The 21,148-nt window shown below is 69.9% G+C and carries 11 protein-coding genes and 1 pseudogene; 4 read left to right on the plus strand and 8 right to left on the minus strand.

Annotated features, from left to right (window positions below; translation table 11 throughout):
- Positions 1 to 135 precede the first annotated feature (135 nt).
- The 4 genes from NRO40_RS20460 to NRO40_RS20475 all read right to left on the minus strand — a co-directional run bounded on the left by NRO40_RS20460 (position 136) and on the right by NRO40_RS20475 (position 3,018).
- Positions 136 to 1,101: a type VII secretion protein gene (locus tag NRO40_RS20460; protein ID WP_058943380.1), complete on the minus strand. Its 966-nt coding sequence runs from the start codon at positions 1,099 to 1,101 to the stop codon at positions 136 to 138.
- 165 nt (positions 1,102 to 1,266) lie between these two features.
- A complete protein-coding gene (locus NRO40_RS20465; RefSeq protein WP_058943379.1) occupies positions 1,267 to 1,875 on the minus strand; it encodes a hemerythrin domain-containing protein in 609 nt (202 codons plus the stop codon).
- Positions 1,876 to 2,002: 127 nt separating this feature from the next.
- Complete coding sequence (locus NRO40_RS20470; protein ID WP_232791152.1) at positions 2,003 to 2,203, minus strand: hypothetical protein; 201 nt, start codon at positions 2,201 to 2,203, stop codon at positions 2,003 to 2,005.
- A 305-nt stretch (positions 2,204 to 2,508) separates the two neighbouring features.
- The gene (locus NRO40_RS20475; RefSeq protein ID WP_198549393.1) at positions 2,509 to 3,018 is read right to left on the minus strand and encodes an HNH endonuclease; all 510 of its coding nucleotides are present in this window, start codon (positions 3,016 to 3,018) and stop codon (positions 2,509 to 2,511) included.
- A 596-nt stretch (positions 3,019 to 3,614) separates the two neighbouring features.
- Between NRO40_RS20475 and NRO40_RS20480 the strand changes: the two are divergent.
- A pseudogene (locus NRO40_RS20480) lies at positions 3,615 to 3,728 on the plus strand (SWIM zinc finger family protein); the annotation flags it as partial.
- Between the two features lie 151 nt (positions 3,729 to 3,879).
- On the opposite strand, the gene NRO40_RS20485 reads toward NRO40_RS20480, so the two are convergent.
- From NRO40_RS20485 to NRO40_RS20495, 3 genes are all read right to left on the minus strand, one after another.
- A complete protein-coding gene (locus NRO40_RS20485) occupies positions 3,880 to 6,279 on the minus strand; it encodes a UvrD-helicase domain-containing protein (RefSeq protein WP_058943376.1) in 2,400 nt (799 codons plus the stop codon).
- Entirely contained in the window at positions 6,276 to 13,367 is a 7,092-nt protein-coding gene (locus tag NRO40_RS20490) for a DEAD/DEAH box helicase (protein WP_079047246.1), read from the minus strand. The genes NRO40_RS20485 and NRO40_RS20490 overlap by 4 nt, the downstream gene beginning before the upstream one ends.
- Before the next feature lie 187 nt (positions 13,368 to 13,554).
- Positions 13,555 to 13,812 carry a winged helix-turn-helix domain-containing protein gene (locus tag NRO40_RS20495; protein ID WP_058943374.1) on the minus strand — a complete coding sequence of 86 codons (258 nt, stop codon included), beginning with the start codon at positions 13,810 to 13,812 and terminating at the stop codon, positions 13,555 to 13,557.
- A gap of 375 nt (positions 13,813 to 14,187) precedes the next feature.
- Between NRO40_RS20495 and NRO40_RS20500 the strand changes: the two genes are divergently transcribed.
- The 3 genes from NRO40_RS20500 to NRO40_RS20510 all read left to right on the plus strand — a co-directional run bounded on the left by NRO40_RS20500 (position 14,188) and on the right by NRO40_RS20510 (position 15,057).
- Positions 14,188 to 14,334, plus strand: a complete 147-nt coding sequence (locus tag NRO40_RS20500) for a hypothetical protein (protein WP_232791151.1) — start codon at positions 14,188 to 14,190, stop codon at positions 14,332 to 14,334.
- Positions 14,331 to 14,558: a hypothetical protein gene (locus tag NRO40_RS20505; RefSeq protein ID WP_232791150.1), complete on the plus strand. Its 228-nt coding sequence runs from the start codon at positions 14,331 to 14,333 to the stop codon at positions 14,556 to 14,558. Before NRO40_RS20500 ends, NRO40_RS20505 begins: the two co-directional genes overlap by 4 nt.
- Positions 14,559 to 14,709: 151 nt before the next feature.
- Positions 14,710 to 15,057: a hypothetical protein gene (locus NRO40_RS20510; RefSeq protein ID WP_058943372.1), complete on the plus strand. Its 348-nt coding sequence runs from the start codon at positions 14,710 to 14,712 to the stop codon at positions 15,055 to 15,057.
- Between the two features lie 516 nt (positions 15,058 to 15,573).
- Here the strand turns inward: NRO40_RS20510 and NRO40_RS20515 are convergent.
- Positions 15,574 to 21,120: a DNA methyltransferase gene (locus NRO40_RS20515; RefSeq protein ID WP_257375465.1), complete on the minus strand. Its 5,547-nt coding sequence runs from the start codon at positions 21,118 to 21,120 to the stop codon at positions 15,574 to 15,576.
- Positions 21,121 to 21,148: the final 28 nt, after the last annotated feature.

Consider the following 21,148-nt stretch of genomic DNA (forward strand, 5'->3'; position numbering starts at 1 on the left):
CCGACAGCCCATGTCCGACCCGACAGCCCATGCCCGACCCGACAGCCCATGCCCGACCCGACAGCCCATGCCCGACCCGACAGCCCATGTCCGACCCGAGAGCCCCGCCCGATTCCTCGGCACCCACCCGACCCCTCAGCGCATGCCGACGGACCGCCGCAGTGCCTCCCCGGCGAGGGTGACGGCCGCGTCGTGCGTGGCCCGCGCCAGCATGTCCGTACGGATGGGCCCACCCTGCGCGAGGTGCCGGTCGTACGGCAGCGGGAGCACCGTCACGCCGGGCTCCCGCAGGTGCGCGACGGCCGTCTTCAGGTCCAGCGTCATGTCCGGGGCGTTCGACGTCAGCGCGACGACCGTGCTGTCGATCGCCCGGTGCGGCAATCGCGACAGCCAGTCCAGCACCACCCGCGTGCCGTTGACGCCCTCGGCGGTCCGCGGCGCCACGATCACCCGGGCGTGCGCGGTGTCCATCGCCGTACGGGCGACCTCCCCCGGCAGCGTCTCGCAGTCGACGACCGTCACCGCGAAGTGCCGGCGCAGCGCCAACGAGACGGTCCGGTACGTCGGTACGTCCAGGGGCGGGCCCACCCGCCCCTGGCTCGCGGGGAGCAGCCACCCGCCGTCGGGCACGGGGACGAGGTAGCCGGTGATGTCGTTCAGGTCCATCGCGGGGGTGAGGATCCGCGCCAGCTCCGGACACGACCAGCGCACCGACGGGGCGCCCATCCGCACGGCCAGCGTGCCGAGCGCGGCGTCCGCCTCCAGCGTCAGCACCGGATCGGGCCGCAACCGCGTGAAGGTACGCCCCAGCATCGCCGCCACGGTCGACTTGCCGACCCCGCCGCGGATGGACGTCACGGCGATGACCCGCCCCGCCGGCACGGGCAACCGCACCTCACGCCCGCCGCGGCTCTGCGCGACGACCTCCTTCGCGGCGGGCGACGCCAGCCCGCGCAACGACTGCCCGACGCGCCGCACCGCGGAGTCCCCGTGCTGCGGCCGCCCGAGCGCGGACGCGAGCCGCGCGTCGACGGTCGGCACCGACTCCGGGGCCGGCAGCGCCACGTACGGCCTGCGCGTCAGATGGTCGCCGTGGGTCATGCCGTACTCCTAAGCGAAGGTGCCGGGGACACCGGGGCGAGCGGGAACGCCCGGCCGCGCACAGCCCGCGCCGACACCCCCGCTGCACTCACGCGTTCGAACCTACCACCGCCCCCGACACCCCCTCAGAGCACGCCGACGACCACCACCGCACCCTGCGCGGGTTCAGCCGGCGGCAGCCCCCTCGGCGCCCTGCACCTGCTCCAGGAGCTCGTCCTTCTTCATCGAGGACCGCCCCTCGACGCCCAACTGCCGGGCGCGCTCGTACAACTCGTCCCGAGTGAGCCCGGCGAGGTCACTCCGCCCCGCCCCCTCGCCCCCGCCGGCACCCTCGGACCCCCCGGCCAGCTCCTCCGCGCGCTGCTCGGCGAACTCCTCGCCCATCCTCCGCAGCCGCTCCTCGTCGAAGGTCTCGCCCAGCGCGGGCAGCAGGTCCTGCTCCTCCTCCTCGACGTGGTGGCGCACGGCCTCCACCCACTTCCCCAGCTCCCGGTCGAACTCCTCGCTCTCCCAGTCGAGCTCCAGCAGACGCCGGCCGAGCTCCTCCGCCTCGTGGTGCTCCTCGGTGGCGTGCTCCACCTCGTCCTTCTCCCCGGCCTCCTTCACGAGCGCCGGGTACACGTGCTTCTCCTCGGCCCGGCTGTGCGCCTCCAACATGGCCACCGCCAGCGGCAGCGCCAGCGGCCGCACACTCCGCTCCTGCTCCATCATCGTGAAGAGCCGCTCCAGCTCACGGTGATCGGTCTTGATCATGGTGACGACGTCATCGGCCACGACAGGCCCCTTTCGTCCGCGACGAACAATCACCCTCCGCATGTCCCGAACCGCGGACCTGAACCCGGTCGAGTCGCCTCCCTCCCCGAACGGAGCACGACGGCACCCACCCCGGCGCAGCGACCGGTCACCGCTCCCCGGACCGACCGAGACTCCTGATCTTCTCGAACGGGTACGCGCCGACGATCACCACGCCGAGCCTGTACAGAGCGAACACCACGAGCCCCGAGGTGCTCACCTCCCCGCCGCCGCCGCTCAGGACCACGACGCCCGACGGCACCGACGGAGCGAAGCCCAGCGCCGCGGCCCCGGTGCACCAGAACGCCACCAGACCGTTCGCCCGCCTCCGCGGGGCAGGGCCGGCCCGCACCTCCGCGGGGACCTCGTACCCGTCACCCCGGCCACAGACGGTCCCCGGCACCCGACCCGCGCCGCCGGCAGGCCGACCACGCCCAACAGCAAAAAGCACCCCAGGACGAACACGCAAACCATGTCCGCCACTCCCGTCCGCACGCGGCGCCTCAAGCCGAAGCTCGCGGGACGGCGGAGGCCGCGAAGACCGTCTGGCGTAAGCGAGAGGATCGGAAGGGTCATGGGCTGGGAGGACAGCGAGAACCGCTGACTCGCATCCGGCTAATCGCTGAACAGCGACAGTAACGCTTCGCGGACTTCCGCTTGCTGGCGTTCCGTGAGATGCAGAAGGTCTTCGGCGAGGATGGCGGCTTGCCGCTTCATCCTCTCAGCGGCCCGCTCCTGAAAAGGGCGGGCCAGCTCCAGCACCTCGTCTTGCGCTTCCGCGATGGTTCGCAGTAGACCCTCGGCCCTGTACGACAAGACGTAGTCCGGGTAGGGAGGGTCATCCCACCACTTGAAGGCGTAGTGACGACGTTCCAGGCTTCGGCGCCACTCAAGAGGTTTGCGATCACGCTTACTGGCGTTGCAGGGGCGGCAGGCGGGGACGAGGTTGCTGATGACGTTTGCCCCACCCCACTCCAGGGGCTCGACGTGGTCGACAACCTCTGCCCGAGTTCCGTCGCTGCCGCAGTACGTGCAATAGCCGCCGTTGGCGGAGAGCACGGCCTGTCGGACCCAGGCCGGCAGGCGTCTGGACGACGTGCGTGGAGCGGGGAGGAATGTGGACACCCGGTCATCATGGCCTGCGCAGGTTGGTCGCCGCAGGGGTTCGTTCCTGATGGTGAAGCCACACACCGCTCACACGCGACCAGTGATCGGCAACGACAAAGAGCCGGACCCAGTGGGACTGGGTCCGGCTCTTGAAGTCTGGCACTTCGGCAGGTCAGCGGGTTGATCACGCTGGTCCGGCTTCTGTGCCCCCGGCAGGATTCGAACCTGCGCACACGGCTCCGGAGGCCGTCGGTCTTCCCCGCGTTTCCCAGGTCAGTGGCGTGACTGACACAATGCTAGGGAATTCGTTCCACGCATGTCCCGTGAAATTGACTTGTCCTGTTTGGTTGCCATTCTGGGCTGGAGCCCTTGCGTTGAGGTCCGGCCACGGCGTGGCGGGCATCAGAGGCCTCACAGCACGCAAGGCTGCACGGCCCCGGCTCGGGCGGTCGAGATGCCTCGGTAACCAAATGCTTCCGAACGACCGGAACGTGGCAGCCCGCCGGGCGGCCGTCGGACCGTACGTTGTTCGAGCGCCGAGTGCACCCAAGGGAGGATGCGGCCCTTCGGAGTCGGGGGGCTGGGCGTCGGTACGCGGCACGGAGCGGTACGAGGTGGAGCTGCTCCTCGGGGGCCGCAGAAAGCCGGCGGGTACATGCGACTGCCCGCACGGCCAGGAAGGCAACTTCTGCAAGCACCTGGTCGCGCTCGGCCTGATGGTGATCGCTTGTACACCCGACGACTACTCCGCGTACGTAGCCGACCTGCGCGCCGCCCAGAAGCGCAAGCGGAACCTGATGCGACTGATGGACCAGCACGGCTTGTGAGACAGCATGCCGGGTCCGGGACACCCGAGTGCCCCGGCACGCGCCTCACAGATCAGGCTGCGTTCGAATCCGACGGAGGACTGTCGCCCGTCAGCAGGGACGTTGCACGGCCGGCATCGTGATCGGCATGCCGGGGCAGGTAGCGGCTCGAGCGCCCGTGCCAGGAGACGACCAGCTCGTCGCGTGCCCGGGTGGCCGCCACGAAGAGCAGCGAACGGGCTCGCTGTTCCTCTTGGCGGTATCGGTCGGGATTGCTCAGCCGGAAGGCCTCGATGCGCTGATGGGGAATCAATCCCTCGCTGACACCGGCCAGAAACACCCGCTGGAATTCGAGCCCCTTGAAACGGTGCATGGTGCCGATGCGTACGGTGTCGGTGTCGCGGGGCCCCTCCCTGCCGATTTCACTCGCGGGGATCAGGAAGGGCTCGCACGCCAGGGTGTAGGCGAGCTGTGTGACCGCGGCCTTGTCCGGAACGCTGACGGCCATGGCCGAGTACGGAGTGCCGTAGCGCTCGTGGCGCTCCTTGAGCAGCGTGGCGACGGCCCTCATCTCAGTCTCCCAGTCGGGAGCCCGCCAGTACTGAGGAGCCAGCCCCGTCAGGACGGAGCGGTACCCGTCCAGGGTGTCCGCGCCGTCGTCGAGATCGTCGAAGCTCTCGCCGTGCACCAGACCGTGGGCGCTGCCGAGGATCTCTCGCGTCGTGCGGTAGTTCAGCGTCAGTCGCCGGGAGGCCCGACCGGGAGTGCTGATGCCGAGCCTGCCCAGGACGACCTGGTGCGAGTAGATGCGCTGGTGAGCGTCGCCGACCAGGAAGATGTCGTTCGGTCCGGGCGCCACCATCGCGCGCAGCATCCGCCAGTGCGAGGCCGACAGGTCCTGAGCCTCGTCCACCACGATGTGGTGGTAGCGGGGCTTGAGCCACATGCCGCTGCCCGCCTCGCGGTGGATGAGGTCCAGACCGCCGTGCTCCTCCTTATAACGTGCCTGCTCGGCGGCCTTGGCCATGCGGTGTTCCTCGATCCGCGCGGCCTCGTCGGCGATCAGTGCGTACGTGGTGCGCCTCGGCGGACCGTCCAGGAACGTACGGTACTTCGCCACCAGCTCCCATACTTGCTTCCGTCCGGCCCGTTGCAGCACGCCGCGGCCCCGCCGTTCGGCCCGGAGGTACAGGCGTTCGGTACCGCAGCCCTGGGCGAGGATGACGTGCTTGAACTCGGAGTCGAGGAAGTCGGCGTCGAAGTCGAAGACTCCTGTCTCGGCGCACACCCGGTGCCAGAGCGCTACGGCCTCCTCGTCGCCCATGGGCGTGCCGAGCACGGAACTCGGATGCTGCTCGACCACTTCCCTGGCCAGCTGATCCACGGACTTGACGTCGACCCGGCGAACGAGGGCGTCGCCGCCGAGCCGATGCAGGCGCTCTTTCAGATCGGCCGCGAGGTTGGTGTTGTACGTGGTCAGCAGGACGGGCCTGGTCTGCCCCGGTGGCAGTTGGGCGACGAGGTGCCGCACCCGGTGGAGGGCCACGACCGTCTTGCCGGTGCCCGGCCCGCCGGTGACCTTCGCCGACCCCTTGAACGAGGCGGTAGCGAGCCTGTGCTGTTCGGGGTGGAGGAAAAGCCGCCAGGCGTCGAAACCGTCCCCGAGCGCGTCCAGGACGGCCGCGTCCTCGGTACTGACCTGCGACACGGGCCGTCGTGCCGCCCGGGCCCAGTCCCGCGGGTCGATCTCCTCGTCCGCCCGCCATGGGGCGGTGATGAACCTTCGGACCTCGCTCGGCTCCATGCCGTCGTGCAGGGCGAGCAGCACCTCCCGGGTGAGCCCGGGGAGGTTGTGGCTGAGGAGGGTACTCAGCTGACGGCTGTCGGTGATCCGCCGCAGGGCGGGCAGGAGGGAGGCGATGACCCCCAGGCCGACGAGCTCCTCGTCCTCGTACGGGGCGAAGAGAGGGACCGGCAGGGCGGCCGGTGCGGTCGTGGAGGCGGCGGCCCCGACGTCCGACGGGGCTGAGGGCGTCTCGGTGGCCGAAGGCCTCTCCAGTGCGGTGCCCGGTTCCGGACCGGGCTCGGGGCGCACGGGCATCGCCACCACATGGGCGCTGACCTCGCTCTGGTCGACGAGCTCGACACCACCCGAGACGGCGTTGATCTCCACGGTCAGCCGGGCGAGCTCCTCCCGGGCCGACGGACCGACCCGGACGGCCAGCAGACTGAAGCGGTTCTCCTCGGTTTCGAGCAGCAGGCCCATGCGGCTGCCGTCGAGTGCCGCGAGGAACAGGCGCCCGTTTCCGCCCGCCTCACGAAGCAGATTCAGCCGCAGGGCCAGGTTGGACCGGTCGGCCCGCAGCCGGCGGACGAAGTCGCCCACCGCGTTCTTCGTCGCCGCGTCGAGGCGCCGGATGTCCTCGTTGGCCTGCGGCGTGACCGCGACCTGTGTCCTGACCCCATGGCTCATCGCCGGTCCCCTCCCTCTCCGGACGCGCCCTGCCTCCCGTCATCGAGCAGGGCTGCGAGCTGCTTCTCGTCCCATTCGCCGGGCGCGCGGACCTGCCACCCCGCCGCGACGCACTCCGCCATGTAACGGTCGTCGGCCGCGTCCTCGTCCAGGACCACCGCGATCCTGCGGTCCGGCCAGGCCAGCTCAAGCGGCCGGGAGATACCGGCGGCGTCCCAGCCCGCCTCGGCGGCCGGGACGTCCCCGCGCTCAGCGAGCGCCTTGGCGAGGGCCTCGATCGCCGGGTCGCCCACATATGACAGCTCACGCAGGACGAGCTCCCAGGCGGCGCGTTCCAACGCGGTGGGAGCCGCGGGAGTTCCGCTGGTGACGGGCAGGGGACGAACAGCAGCCTTGTCCACCGCCTCCGGCACCGCGTCCCGGTCGTCGCGCTCTGGCACGACGAGCCCCGTCCCCGGTAGCTCTTCCCGCAGGGCCGTGAGCAGCCCGTCCGCCCGGACGGCCGTGGCCGCGAGCAGCCCCGCGTCGAACGAGTCCAGCTCGCTGCGGGCGAGCTGCAGCCCGTCGGCCCGGCCAGTCCCGGTCGGATCCAGGAACTGGAGCACGTTTCCCCAGCTCAGCCATGCCTTCCAGCGTCGCCGATGTGCGTCGCTGTCACCGGCCACGGCCTGGGCGCGGTCGTCGAGAACGGCCAGCGCACTCAGCTCCTGAGGTTTCGCCCGGGCGTCGCCGATCAGCACCAGAGGCAGACCGGAGCCGTCGCGCACGGGGAAGAGCCTCAGACCACGACCGCTGACCGAGGGACGTACGTCGCCCCGCAGCGCTGCCTCGATCCACGGCACGGCGGCCTCGGGAGAGGCGTCCACGACCTCGTCCCGCTTCGCCAGCTGGAGCAGCCCCCCGACACAGAGGCGGGCCATTCCGCGCCAGCGCCGCACATCCGGGTCGGCGAGGAAGCCGAGCAGGGCCGGGATGGCACCGGCGAACATCCGGTCGATCTCGCTCGGATCCTGTTTCTGCTTCTCCCAGTTGGCCCGTGCCCGACCGCCGGGCGAGGCTTCGCCCTCGACGTCGTACGGGGGCCACGCGGCCCGCGCCGACGGCCCGGCCAGAGCCGGAGCAAGCGCCTGCGCGGCCTCGTCTCCGTCCGCCGCCGCGTTCCGTCCCGCCCGGGCCCGCAGCTCCTTCTCCCAGGCCATGACGTCGTCCCAGGTGATCTGCCAGACCAGCGTGCCGTCGGCACGCAACCGGGCCCGCTTGGCGGCGTCCCCCGCGATCCGGTTCGTCGCCGCGGACGCGTGCCACCGGTAGCCGTCCAGGTAGACGGCCACCGGCATGGGCGGCGCGCCGTCCGAGGTGGTCTCACCCGCGACCGGGCGCAGCAGCAGATCCGGCACCGTGCCCTGCGCGTACAGCGGCTTCTGGGCCACCGACTCCCAGCGGATCGGTGAGCCGTCCCGTCGGCGCAGGGTGAACTGCTTGCCCTGCCGGCCGGTCGGGGTCTCCTCGTGCTCCACGTCGGCCTGGTTGGCGGGTTCGGCGAGCCAACGGTCGATGCAGTCGATGAAGCGCCGCTCCAGGTCGCTCTGCGCCTGCCGGGCGAAGCGCCTCCGGTGCTCCTCCTCGTCCTCCACGCGGCCCGCCCGGTCCTTGCGTACGGGCTTGACGTCCCATCGGCTGCGGCCGTCCTCGCCGAGCACGTCGTCCAGCATCCACAGGGCCTCGCGGCGGTCGAGAAGCGCGTACTCGCGCTCCGGCGCGTACCCCAGCAGGCACAGGTGGCACGCGCGCCGGGACCCCTCCCGGCACGGGCAGTCGCGCAGATACTCCTGGGCGGCCGCCAGGACGGCCCGGAACTCCTCGCCCACACCCTCGACGAGCCGCTGGAGATACCCGGTGCCGCCGGGCAACGAGTCGTAAAGCACCAGGTAGTTGCGGGTCAGCCCGGTCTCGCGGTCCGGCTCCGTACTCGGCGTCGACCGGATGTGCGCCGGATCACCGCCGTAGCGCAGTGCGAGCCCCAGGTGCAGGGCCGCGGAGAACGACGCCAGCCGCTCAGGCACGTGCAGCGTCGCGGCGGGCAGCAGGATGCGCAGCGCCTCGGTGCGGTGCTCGGTCGCGGTGATCACCCGCCGGTCCTGGGCCTGGACGGCCCGGCCGCGGCGACGTGTGGGACACCAGGGGCGGTGATGGGCCAACTCCGGCCGCCCGGCCAGCGATTCGGACAGCTCCTCCTGCACGGGGGCGTGACCGGGATCGCGGTCGGTGGCGCCACCGCACAACGGACAGAGCACGAAGGGCGTGATGGTGACCTCGGTGCCGGCGAAGAACGTGTCCGGGCGGCGACTCAGCTTGGCGGGCCCGAGGTTGAACCTCCGGATGACCGCCTCGCGTACGTGGTCGACGCCGAAGGTGGCGCCCGAGTGCCGCCAGCTCTCCTTGATCGCGGCCGGGTCGATGTCCACCGCCGTGGCGGTCGAGTAGTAGCGCTGGTTGCGCGAGTCGTGGTCGTCGATGATCCGGGCGTCGTCCCGCTTGTCCCGTGAGGTCACCTTGTGCGGGACGATCACGTGATGCAGCGCGGCCTTGCCGCCGATGCCGGGTCCGGCACAGCGGGGGCAGGGCGACTTGTCGGTCTCGGCGTTCTTCGTACGCACGTGTCCGCACTCGCGGCACACCCGCCAGGTGACCACGGCGGAACGCGGGTCCTCCTCGTCCTCCTTGGGGCGCGGCCCGAGATCGAAGCCGTCGATCGTGTGGTGGTAGCCGAGGACGTAGTACGAGTTTCCGGGGGCCAGCTCGGTGAGTGCCGACTCGGACGGTCGCGTGTACGTCCGGGTCTCGGTGCGCCACTGCGACGCCGGCGCCTTGTCCGAATCGGCATCGGCGGCCCCTCGGGCACGCCGGGCGGGCTCCTTGCGGGTCAGCGCGGCCTCAAGCCGTACGCCGTCCTCCACCAGGCTGTAGTTCGGCAGCAGCCCCCACTCGACGAGGAACGCCTGCGCTCCCGCCTGCGCGAAATCCTGGAGCTGCCTGGCGACGGCCATCGCCTCTCGGGCGAGGTTCCGCTTCTCCCGGGCCTCGTCCTCCACGTTCTCGTGGAGTGCCTCCGCCGCCTCGTTGATCAGGGCGCGGCGGTCCACGAGCTCGGCGCGCTCGGCCTCCCACGCCTCCTCGGCGTCCCGCAGCGCCTCGGCCAGCTTCCCCGCGGCATAGCGGTGCAGTGACGTCCGAGCGTCCTTGGAGACTCCTGAGTCAGGCACCCCTTCGATCTCGGGGAACAGCTTCAGGAAGTCGTCGACCAGGTCACGCCGCCCGGTCACGGCCTGTGAGAATCGCCGCAGCCAGCCGACGCGCCCGAACAGGGCCGTCACCCGGTCGGGCAGCGGGGTGACCCCCTCCAGCCGGCCGCGCGCGGCACGGTCGATGAGGTGGGCGACGTACTGACGCCGCAGCAGCTCGCCCGCCGAAAGGAAGCAGCCGGGCGGCAGGATCCGCCCCGCGATCAGCTGCCGCGGCTCGGACAGGTGGTAGAGGGCGCGGGGGCTGGTGTCGGCGAGCGACACCATGAGCGCGTTGCCCGTGGAGCGGCCCGCTCGGCCGACCCGCTGGACGTATCCGGCGGTGCTCGGCGGCAGCGACGCCAGCACGACGGCCTCCAGCTGGCCGATGTCGATGCCGAGTTCCAGGGTGGGCGTACAGGAGAGCACGTTGGGATCGGTGTGCCGGACGCCCTGCCGGAAGCCCTTCTCGACCTCCTCGCGCTCCTTTCGGCCGAGCACACCGGTGTGCTCGGCGGCGACCACGCTGTACGGCCCCGCCTCCCGGTACAGCCGCCGGTAGTAGTCCAGCCGGTAGTCCCGCCCGGCCCGGCCGGGAGCGTCCTTGGAGGGCACCGCCAGCTGACCCGCGCAGCCCTTGAGCGGACAGGGCAGGCCCTGCCACACCCCGACCCGCTCCGGGGGCACCGTCTGCGTCCAGCCGCACTCCGGGCAGGCCAGCGCCGCGTGCGCCGTCTGCTCGTCGGTCAGCGGCCGCACCCGGATGTGCCCGGCGGTGAGCCCGTAGACCCCGTGCTCGCGGTTGTTGCCACCCGCCTTGTTCTCCCCGGTACGCCGGTGAGCCAGGGCGCCGATCTCCGCGTCCGCCAGCCGGGGCAGCAGCTCGGCCAGGTAGCCCGTGGCGAGGGCGCGGTCCATGCCCAGGCAGCGCTCGGCGAAGTCGGCGTACCAGCTCTCCTTGGTGTCGACCCGCTCGAAGTCCGTCCGGCCCGAGCGCGCCCCGACCAGGACGAAGGCCGGCGCGTCCGAGTTCCAGCCGAAGGCCTGCATGCCCTCGGGGCGCGCGCTCCAGATCGAGTACCGGCTGCGCCCTTCGGCGTCTATGAACTTGTCCAGCCACTCGTGCCGGATACCGCCGCTGATCCGCACATGCTCCAGGAGCCCGCGCACGAACCCTTCGAAGCGGCGCAACCGTTCCGGCCCGGAAGCGGGCAGGGCCGGCCGTGCGCCTTCCCCGGCCGGCTCGTCCCCGTCCTCCGCCTCTTCGGGGGCCACGGGCAGTTGCCGCCGCAGATGCTCCTCGTACAGCCCTTCGGCGATCTGCGCGGCACGTCCCGGGTTCGGCAAGTACACCTCGGCCGCCACCGTACGGGTCAACTCCAGCGTCCGGCCCATCCGCGAGTTCAGCCCGAACTCCAGCAGGGTGTTGAACGCCAACCGCTCACCGACCAGGTCCCACGTCCCCTTCGGCAGCCGCTTCTTGCCGGCGAGGAGCCGCTTCACCCGGTCCACGTCGTGCAGGTCGGGAGGCACGACCGAGGCGAGCAGCTTCTCCTTGTCCACGGAGGCCCGCTTCACCAGCGCGGCGATCAGCTCGTTGAGCGGTACGCCGTCGGCGGCGAAGCCCGGCTCCTGCGCCGAGCGCTTCGCCAACTGTTCCTGAATGAGCGACCGCAGCGAGAACTTCCAGGCCCGCGATGCCACGAACCCGGCCCGATGGGCCGCGTCCTGTACGGAGTCGTTGAAGATCAGGGTCTTGCGCCGGTCGTTGCCCTCCGCGTCCTCCTTCGGCAGCTCCCCACCGGTGAACAGCTGTGTGACGGCCACCGAGGCGAGCGGGGCGACACCGGCACCGAGGAAGCGGATGCCCTGCGCCTGCCCGCACGCCGGGCAGCGGTCCTGCTTCGCGTACTCGTCCTGGTCGGCGTTGTCGAACCACGTCTTGACGAAGACCCCGTTCTCCGGGGTCTCCGCGATCGAGCCGTCGGCGCGGAACACCTCGTCGGGATCGATCCGGCGCAGCGCTTCCCCGCTGTCCTCCAGGACGAGCACGGTCGCCTCACGTTCCGCCGCCCGCTTTCCGCGCCGCATGCTCCGGCCGAGTGCCTGCCGGGCCTGCCTCGCCGCCTCGGCGGGAGTCGCCGCGATGAGCGCCCGCACCCGCGCCTTGCCGTTGCCGCCGCCCGCGCTGAGCCGGTAGACGTCATCGGGCGCGGTGACCAGGGAGGTCGGGTTTCGCTCGGGGGCGACGGCACTCCAGCCGGAGCGCCCGCAGTGCCGGCAGTACGCCGATGGCAGCCGGCCGGCCCCCGCCACGGCCCGGCGCCGGTCTGCCTGCGCGGCGGAGACGACGGCCGCGGTGGCGGCCTGGTCGGTGTCCGTCCAGGAGAAAACGGGCTGCGGCGAGACGAACCGCAGGACGCGGGAGAGCGAGCGCACCCACAGGTGAGTCTCGACGAGCAGCAGGGGCCGCTCCTGATCGGCGGGCGCCTGCGGATCGCGGGCCACCGAGATCAGTGCGATGAACCGGTCCAGCGCGGTGGCCGCTTCCTCCGGATCCTGCGCCGCCGTCACCCGCCACGCGGAGCTGGTGGGGAAGGAGGCCAGGATCTCCTCGGCCGTGAGCGGCTGGTCCACATCGGCGGTCAGCAGATCGTGGGTGAGCGGGTGCGCGAGGAGCCGGCGTCCCATCTCGCGGGCGTCGGACGTGTCGCAGCCGAGCACCACGCGGGAGACGGCGTCGAGCCTGCCGTGGTCCTCGCCGGTGACGGCGGCCGGATCGGGCAGGGCCGCGAGAGCGCCGGGCGGGGGCAGCGGCAGGGACAGGTCGACGGGGGAGAGGAAGGAGTTCAGGTGCCGCCGGTCCTCCCCGACCACCGCGTCGTCAGGGAAGCGCACGCCGAACACCTGCGAGGCCACGTCGAGCATGGCGCGGGGACCGCCCGCGCCGCCCTGGTCCTGGCGGTCGCGTACGGGCGACTCGCCGAGGGTCGCCGAGGTCGCCACCGGGCAGATCGAGCCCAGTGGACGCCCCTCCTCGGCAGCCCCGACGACCGCGCCGAGCCGTCGCAGCAGCATGGCGACGTCGGTGCCCTGGGCGCCGTCGTACGTGTGGAACTCGTCGATCACGATGTACGCGAGGTCGGCGTCGGCCCACAGCGGGGCGTCCTGCTGTCGCTGAAGCAGGAGATCCAGCATCTTGTAGTTCGTGATCAGGATGTCCGGCGGATTCCGCCGGATCTCGGCCCGGTCCACCGCGACCCGCCCGTACGGCGAGCCGTTCTTGGTGGAGCTCGCCTCACCGATGTACAGCCCGGCCGTCACGTCCGCCAGGCGCTCGTCGCGCAGCAGCTTCCCGATCCGGTCGGCCTGGTCACCGGCGAGGGCGTTCATCGGGTAGAGCAGCACGGCCTTGATCCCGTGCTTGCCGGCTGCCTTGGCGCGTCGGCAGTGGTCGATGATCGGGACGAGGAAGGACTCGGTCTTTCCGGAGCCCGTACCGGTGGTGACGAGCGTGGGCTGCGGGAGGTGCCCGTCCTTGGTGGTCAGGCGCGCGAAGGCCTCTGCCTGGTGTGCGTACGGCCAGAAATCGCCCTTGTACCAGTCGAGGTGCCGCTGCCAGCCGTCCTCGGCGGCCCGGAAGGGCCGCCGGATCCGGTGATACGGCCCACGGAAGAGCCCGTCGGCCGGGTCGGTGAGGAAGTCGGTCAGCGCTTCCTGGGTGTCGGGCTCGGCCAGCGCGAACGTGGTGGTCAGATACTCGACCGTCGTGTCGCGCAACGCCTGCGCGGCGAGTGTAGGTCTCATGGCGCCCGCCGGCCCTCCCCGTACGTCCTGCTCCGGGGCCTGCCCGGAGGTCCTGCCCCGACTCGTGTCACCGACCGGGGTGATTGCTCCCCCCTCGATCTCGACCACTTTACGTGCGGGGTCGGACAGCGGAGCCGGATTCGGCCGGGAGGGGCTGGTGGGAGGGTGTGGGCGGCGCGGAGGTGCGTCAGCCGGAGGGCTGGTCGGCCTCGGGGGCGGTGGTGGACGGCAGGGGGTCGACGACGAATGAGCCCTTGTGCGGCAACGTCTCGATCAGCCCCCGCTCGCGGAGGTCACGCAGGGCGCGCCTGACGGTCCGGTCGGCGACGCCGCGAGCCTCGGCGAGCCTCACGATGCCGGGTAGTGCTCCGCCAGGCGGGATACGTCCCGACCGGATCTCTTCCTCGATGGTGCGCGCGATCCGCTGCCACTCGTACTCGGCCATGCATTCAGCTTCGCGCGGTGTACCGACCCCCACATTGCCAGCCCATGGTGCATCGAGGGCGACCATGGCGTACCGTGGTACATCACAAAGAACCCCCGCAGCCGTTGGAGCGGCCCGGGGGCGTGGCCACCAACCCCGTGGAGGTTGATGACGATGGGCATTATCCATGCCTTGCTGTACTTGTTGCTGGGCGTGCTCGCGCCTGGTTCCGGGCGGCGTCGGGCTGACGCTCCGCCGGCCGCCCCTCCCGCCATTCGTCGGACGGGAGAGGCCGCCCCGGGGCTGCGCGAGCGGTGCGGTCCGGCTCGGGAAGGGGCCGCGCGGCCAAGGTCCCCCTACGGACTCACGGACACGTTCGTCTGGCAGGACACGCCTTTGATCCGCCCGTACCTGGCCGCGTACGAGCGACAGGAGGAGCGCGCCGCCCGTCAGCGGTGGCGGCGACTCAGCCTCGTGATGGCGGCGGACTTCGGGCTCGACCTGGACACCCGTGACGTCCACGCGACGGGGGCGGCCTGGTGAGCGAGCCGACCCTCAACCCGCCGACGCGGAAGCCCGTCCGCATGTGCGTGCGCTGCCACCGCATCACGGACGAGCCCGTGACCGTCGCCGAGGTGCACCAGAACTCCGGGCCCGGGTGGAACGTGTACGCGTGCCCGGAGTGCGCACCGCACCTCCCGCCGCAGCCCGATCCGCTCGACCTCCTCCGGGCCGGGCACCGACGGCGACGGGGAGATGCCGAGTGACCGCGCACCGCACCGTGACCGTGCTCGCGTTCGGCCGGGCGTCTGAGCTCCGCGAAGGGAGCGCGGCATCACCATCGCATCACGCCGGCAAGGACGCACCCTGCGTGCTACGAGCGCGATACCGTGAACCGGATATCACGAGGAGGACCCGATGACGACCTCGCCCATCAGCGACGCCGCATTGCCGATGCCGCCTCTGACCGAGGCCGCGCTCCGGGTGGCCGTAAACCGTATCGACCTCGCCGCCGCCGTCGAGTTCGAGCAGGAGTTCCGGCAGGCATGGCAGGAAGCCATCCAGACCGACAGCACGACCCCCATGCACCTCTTCATCCACCGGTGGGGGATCTGGGTGGCGCTGCGGCGGACTCCGGAGAGGGCTGCCCGGCTGCATGAGCTGGAGACCGTTTCCGGGACCGCGGAGGACAGGGCCGTGCGGCGGGCGGCGTCGGCGGAGATCGGCCGGATGATCGCTGAGGCGGAGCGCGAGGTCGCCGCTTGAGCGAGTGGACGGGGGAGTACGCCCGGGAGCCGATCGTGTCGTAGGTGGCAAGGGCGACGGGGTCAATTTCTCCTTATAGGGCAGGTCCGAGGCCGAGAAGATCGCTCAGGAGCTCGCGGATGCCGCTTCGGTCCGGTATTTGGGTCCGCCGACGCAGGACGAGCCTGCGGTGTCCCGACTCAAGAGCTATGCACGCGGACTCCTGATCGTCTGGTACCAGGAAGACCGGCGCGACGACGTCATCGTGGTCGTCCTCGTGACAGCACCTTGGTCCAGGTGATTGGCCAGGAGTGATGCTGCGGCCTCGCACCTCGTCACGGTGCGGGGCCGTGGTTGTCGGCAGGGAGTGCCGCCTCGGCGCTCGCGAAATCCGAGGCGGCACTCCTGGCCCCGAGTGGTCGACCGCGCAGACACCACCACTGCCTGAGCACGCGCCAGGTCAGGTGCCGTTCCCGGCCCCTCCCCGCGAGGGGAGGGGCTGACGGCCAGCTGCTGCGCGGCCTCGACGGGCCAGGCCTACTCTGGGGCAGCTCCAGGCGGCTCCGTGTCCCCGGGCTCCCAGCCGGCGGCCCGCATCCGCCGCGTGAACTCCGCGTGCGCGGCACGCATCTCCTTCACCCGGTCCGCCCGGTACAGCGGGCCTTCGTACCCCTCGGGCACGTTGGCTTCGAGCGGGAAGTTCTCATGCGAACTGAGCTGCTTCCAGGCGTCCTTCGGCTGCCCGTAGCCGTGCTGCTGGTGCGCCTTGGCGATCCGTCGCCCGGTCGCGTCGAACCACATGTTCTCCTCGTACTGCTGGAGCACGGGGAAACGAGCCCGGTACATGGCGACGAGCTCATCCGCGCTGATCCCGAGCCAGACGGCCACTAGGGCGTCGATCTCGACAAGCGCCGCCCGGCGCGTGAATTCCGTCCGGAATGGTGTTTCGGTGGTCCATGTCGAGTTGATTCCGTGGCGCAGCTTCGAAGTTCCTACAGGCCATACTGGAATCGCCGCCCAGAGCTCTGTCGTCCATGCTGGATCGTAGAGCTCCTCCCACAGGGAAGAATATGCCTCTGTCTGGCAGTTGAGACGCATTGTTCGAAGCATCAATGCTGACGAGAGCGGATGGCCGATGGTAGGGGCTGGAAACAGTTTCGCGTGGGACACGTCCATGTGTGTTCGATTTGTAATCCGGAGGAGGTATTCGGAGGGGAGAGCAGCGAAGAATCCGGCTACGAGTACAGTCTCCTCGTTTGTATCGAGCGCCATGCTGCGAACTGCGTCAACATGAGTTGGCCCCGGCGGGATTAGACTAGCGTACAAGACCCGCTCATTCTTCGGGCGGTTCATTACTCGCCAAGCAACTCGAAAAAAATCGGAGTACGGGCGGTAACTGGCTGCGTGAAGGCATGCTTTGATGGCATCGTCCAGATCCGTTCCTGAAAGCCGCGCGTCGCGCTCCTTGGCGCGAGCTTCTGAAGCAGCCCACACTTCCGGATCTTGCGTAAGCCGCAAATACTCGGAACCGTCGAACCAGCGCTCCTGCCGCTCCGTGAATTTAGAGACACTTGCCTTTCTCTGATAGTTTGTCCGGGGGACCGCGTCAAAAGGTAGATTGAGGTGATCCCAAGGGGCGTAATCCCGCATACTCTTGGAGCCGCCTACCGGAGGCTGCTTTGCGTACGGCGTAGCCACGCCGATGAAGGAGCCTTGGAGGATGACGGCCTCCCAGTTTTCCGGAGCGGTGGGGTTCCAATCAAAATAACCTGCTGCGCGATCGTTCTTCTCATGAAAACCGATACTGATTCGTGGATTCATTGAACCAAGCCGAATCGGCCACTTTGCAAGAGCGTGGATAACTCCTTCTTCGGCGTTTGTAACAGGAAACAGGAGGCGCCCCTCGCTCGCCTCTGCAGGATCGGCCTCCCCGGAGATTCTATTCCAGTTCTCTAGGACGTCGAGGTCTACGTAGTTGATCCGGCTTGCGTGCGGCCGTACGTCCCAGGTGTACTTATCGGTCTCTTTCTCCAGTCTCTTGATGCCTGGAAAATCTCCGACCCCGTCGTGCCGGATCGAATTTGACAAGACGCTGGGATGGAAGAGCCATGTAAGGTGATAGAATCCAACTCGCCCAGCTCTTCCGTAGATATTCACGCTGAAGTGCGTGTCATTCATTACGGGTTTTGCGAATAGGTAGAGCTCATTGGAGAAGTCTGCGTGCAGCCTGAGGTGACGATATGCGGCTTGACGCAGTGAGCCCTCCCTTGTCCCCGTAAGGTGCGTAGAGGGGTGGATTAGGCCCGACGTTCCTCGTGATCCAGTGGCATGCCATGCCAATAGCATGAATGCTCGGTAGAGGTCTGGCTGGGTTCCTGTCAATTCCGGATATCTGTCCGGGGAGGTAAGGAATCCGGACAGTGCGGCCGAATTCGCTAGCTCGCTCAAGAAAATTGATCGCGTCTCGAATTTCTGCAGAGCGGTCGACTTGCGTCGCCTGATTTCGTCATCACTTGGCTTCTCTGCGAGTTCAAACCATGGTTCAAATTCCGCGAGAACGCCAAGTTCCTTCCACTCGGGTTGGACCCAAGGCGGGTTCCCCACCATCAGGTCGAACCCACCCCCCGCAAACACATGCGCAAAGTCCAGCTCCCAGTGGAAGAAGCCCCGGTCCTTCGCGATGCGGACCGCTGTGCCGTGCCACGGGAAGAGGTCACCCAGGTTTCCGAAGTCCACCCAGCCCGAGATCTCGGTCATCTTCTCGTCGAGGGCCGCTTCGAACTTGTCCAGCCCCTCAAGCCCGTTGACCTTCGGGATCTCGAACAGCGAGCCGGTGTCCTTCCCCGGCTCCACATCCACCCGGCCCAGGACCGACTCCGCGAACTCGATCCAGTCGTCCAGGTCCCGCAGCGCCACCTTCCGGTCGCGGGCGCCCTTGCTGAGCTTCTTCAGGTCCTGCGCGCCGTTGAAATAGTCCGGGGCCGTGCCGTCGAGCAGCGAGACCTCCTCCAGCGGCCAGAACCACAGGGCGCACCACGCGTCCATGACCTGCTTGAGGCGCCAGTACGGACTGCCCTCCATCTGCAACGCGTCGAGCACGGCCTCCCGGTCCATCACCGGGGCCGAACGCTCGGCCCGCCCCTCCGCGCCCCACACCGGGATGTCACGGGAGATCTCCTGCTCCGACAACTCAAGCCGCAGCTTGACCAGGCCCCACAGGTACTCCACCCGCTCGGCCAGGGCCCGCAGGCGCCCTGTCTGACCGAAGGAGCCGTCGTCCGCGCCGGTGCCGCGTCGTACCGGCGCGGCCCGTTTCACAGGAGCCGGGGCCTCAGTCGCCGCTGCCGAGAAGTCGAAGCCCGACTGCTCCCAGATCTCCAGGCCCAGATCGAGCGCGCCCTGGCCGCTTCGTTCCTCCCGCGCCAGAACCGTGGCCTGGCTCGTCGGGGCCTTCACCGACGCCACCGACGTCTTCTTCTCGCCCTTCGGCGCCCGGCGGATGCCCGAACGCCACTTTTTCATCGCCTCGATGAGCTCGGGCTCCAGCCAGTCCGCGACCGCACCGGCAACCACGCTCTTCCCCGTGGCCTTCCGCACCGACACCGAGTCGCCGACCGAGCCCCATCCCAGCGCCGGCAGCAGGAACTGGTGTACCGGCCGGTGCACGCCGGTGCCGCACAGCTTCTCGGTCAGCGGGACCGCCTTCGGCGCCTGCTGGTCGGAGGCCTTGAGCCAGCCGCCCTTGTCCAGGAACTGGCCCGGGTACACCTTCCGCGCCGCGCCGATCAGGGAGTTGCCGCGGTGCAGGTGCAGGCCGTACCAGGGCGCCCGCATGCCCGGGTACATGGTGTTGAGCCAGAGCGAGATCTCCGCCAGCTCCACGGCCGTCTTGTTGAGGTCAACGCCGTAGGCGTTGTGGAGGGCGATGTAGGCCTTGACCTTCTGGAGTTCGCGTGGGTACTCCTCCGGGTCGATCTGCTCGCCCCGCTCGTGCTGGGCCAGCTTCAGGTACAGCTCGGCCAGCTGGTTGACCGCCTCGTTCAGGAACGCACCCGAGCCGAGCGCCGGCTCGCACACCCGCCAGCGCAGCACTTCCGCCGCAGTGACGTCGGACTTCTCCGGTTCGCGCGGGTCCACGCGGCCCTCGTCGTCCAGGCGGAAGCGGAGCGTCTGCTCGACGGTCGCCTGGGTCAGGGACTCGGGCGTGTAGTACGAGGCGCTGGTCTGCCGGTCGCGGCCGGCCAGGCGGTACACGTACGAGCCGACAGGGTGCACCACCGAGTCGGGCACGCCCGTCTCGGGGTTGATGCCGTCCTCCTTCACGAAGACGCTGTCGCCCGGCGCGTCCGAGTACAGCCCGCTCCGCACCTGGTCGGTCGTGATCAGCCAGGAGCCGCCCTCCGGGTTGCCGCCCTTGGCCACCTCGTACATCGGCTCGGTGGCGATGAAACCGATGTACGACATCAGGCCCTCGTACACCGCGCCGAGGTGGTTGATGCTGAGGTTGGCGTAGCTGATGAATCCACCGCGGCCCTTCCCCCGGCCCTCGACGAGCGTCAGGTGGCGGAGGACCTGGTGCAGCACCTTGTTGCGCAGACGCAGATCCAGGGGCTTCGCCGGGGCCGGCGAGCCGTCGGGGCGGGTCGGGTGCGGGTAGGGGATGCACTGGCCGACGAGCTTTATCGACTCCGGGTCGAAGAGACGTGAGCGCAGCGCCTCGATGCGTACGCCCTCGAGGCCGTCGTCCTCGACCAGCTCGGGCGCCTCCTCGATCGGCGCGCGTCGGTCGGTGACCGTGTTGGCCACCGGGTGGCCGGTGAACACCTTCTCGAAGAGCAGGGCCAGGGACTCGTGGAAGTGGAACCGGTCCCGGGACGCGCTGCCGAGCTTCTCCTGGACGACGAGCTCACGCAGCCGGCCGATGCTGTACCCGGTCGCGTACGCCTCGCTCTTCACCGGCAGGATGTCGAGCTCCGGCCGGGCCTCCGCGTACAGCAGGAACAGGATTCGGTACAGGTAGCGCAGCGACTCCTCGGTGAGGAGGTGCCGCAGGGCGTCGGGTTCCTTCAGGGTGTCGGGCAGCCAGTCCGGCAGGTCCTCGGGGCGGACGCCGAACTCCTCGCGGGCTCGCTCGAGCACCTCGTTGGCGATGAGCTGGACGGACTTCTGGAGGCCGACGCGGAGTTCGGCGGTCACGCCCACCGAGTGGTCCCGGGACTCGGCGACCAGCTTGGCGATCTCGTCGTCCGAGCCGTCCTCGCCGGGCCGCAGCGACGAGGCCGCGAAGATCGCCGCGATCAGGTCGATCTCGTTGGCCTTCGCGCCCTTCGCCGCCTTACGGGGCAGTGCGGTGTCCAGGTTCACCGCCAGATAGCGGCCGCGGGAGAAGGAGTGCCGGTCGGCGAGGATCAGCACACCTCCGAAGAGGAGCAGCGCGTAACGCGGGGCGTTCTCCGCGTTCAGCACCCACGACGCGAGCTCGCGCACCGTCGTCAGCGTCTTCGAAGACGACACGCGGACCGGGGCGGGGAGGAGGTTCGCGGGGCCGTCGCCGCGGGTGGCGTCCAGGTCTTCCGCGAAGCCGCCGGTCAGGACGAGGACGTCGGGCTCCGCATGGGCCACCGGCACGGCGATGGGACCGGTCGGGGTGTGGGCGGTGAAGTGGCCCGGCCGCGGGGCGAAGTCGAGGGCCTCCAGCAGACGCTCGTGCCACCCGGCCAGGGTGGTCCGCCAGTCGCCCTCGGGCGAGGTGTCGGCTTCGGCCTCCGCCTGCGCCGGCTGGAAGGCGAGCGGCTCCGTGTCCGGGACCACGGCCTTCAGTACGGCGGCAGCCGCCTCCTGCGCGGCCACGGCGGGCGCGTACGACAGTCCGTTGTACTTCTCCGCGTCCGGGCCGAGCTTCGCCCGGACGTCCATGTAGGGGCGGGTCAGGTCGCGCAGGTTCTGCCGGGGCGTGGCCTGGCCCTGGCGCTCGCGCGCCGACCATTCTTTGAGAGGGCCGCTGGCGAGCTGCTTCGGCAGGATGTCGTCCAGATAGAAGGACGGGAAGTACTCGCGCTCGTTGATCAGGGAATCGAACGTCACGCCTGCTGCTCCTGCTCGCTGTTCATCG

Source organism: Streptomyces changanensis (assembly GCF_024600715.1).
Lineage (GTDB): Bacteria > Actinomycetota > Actinomycetes > Streptomycetales > Streptomycetaceae > Streptomyces > Streptomyces changanensis.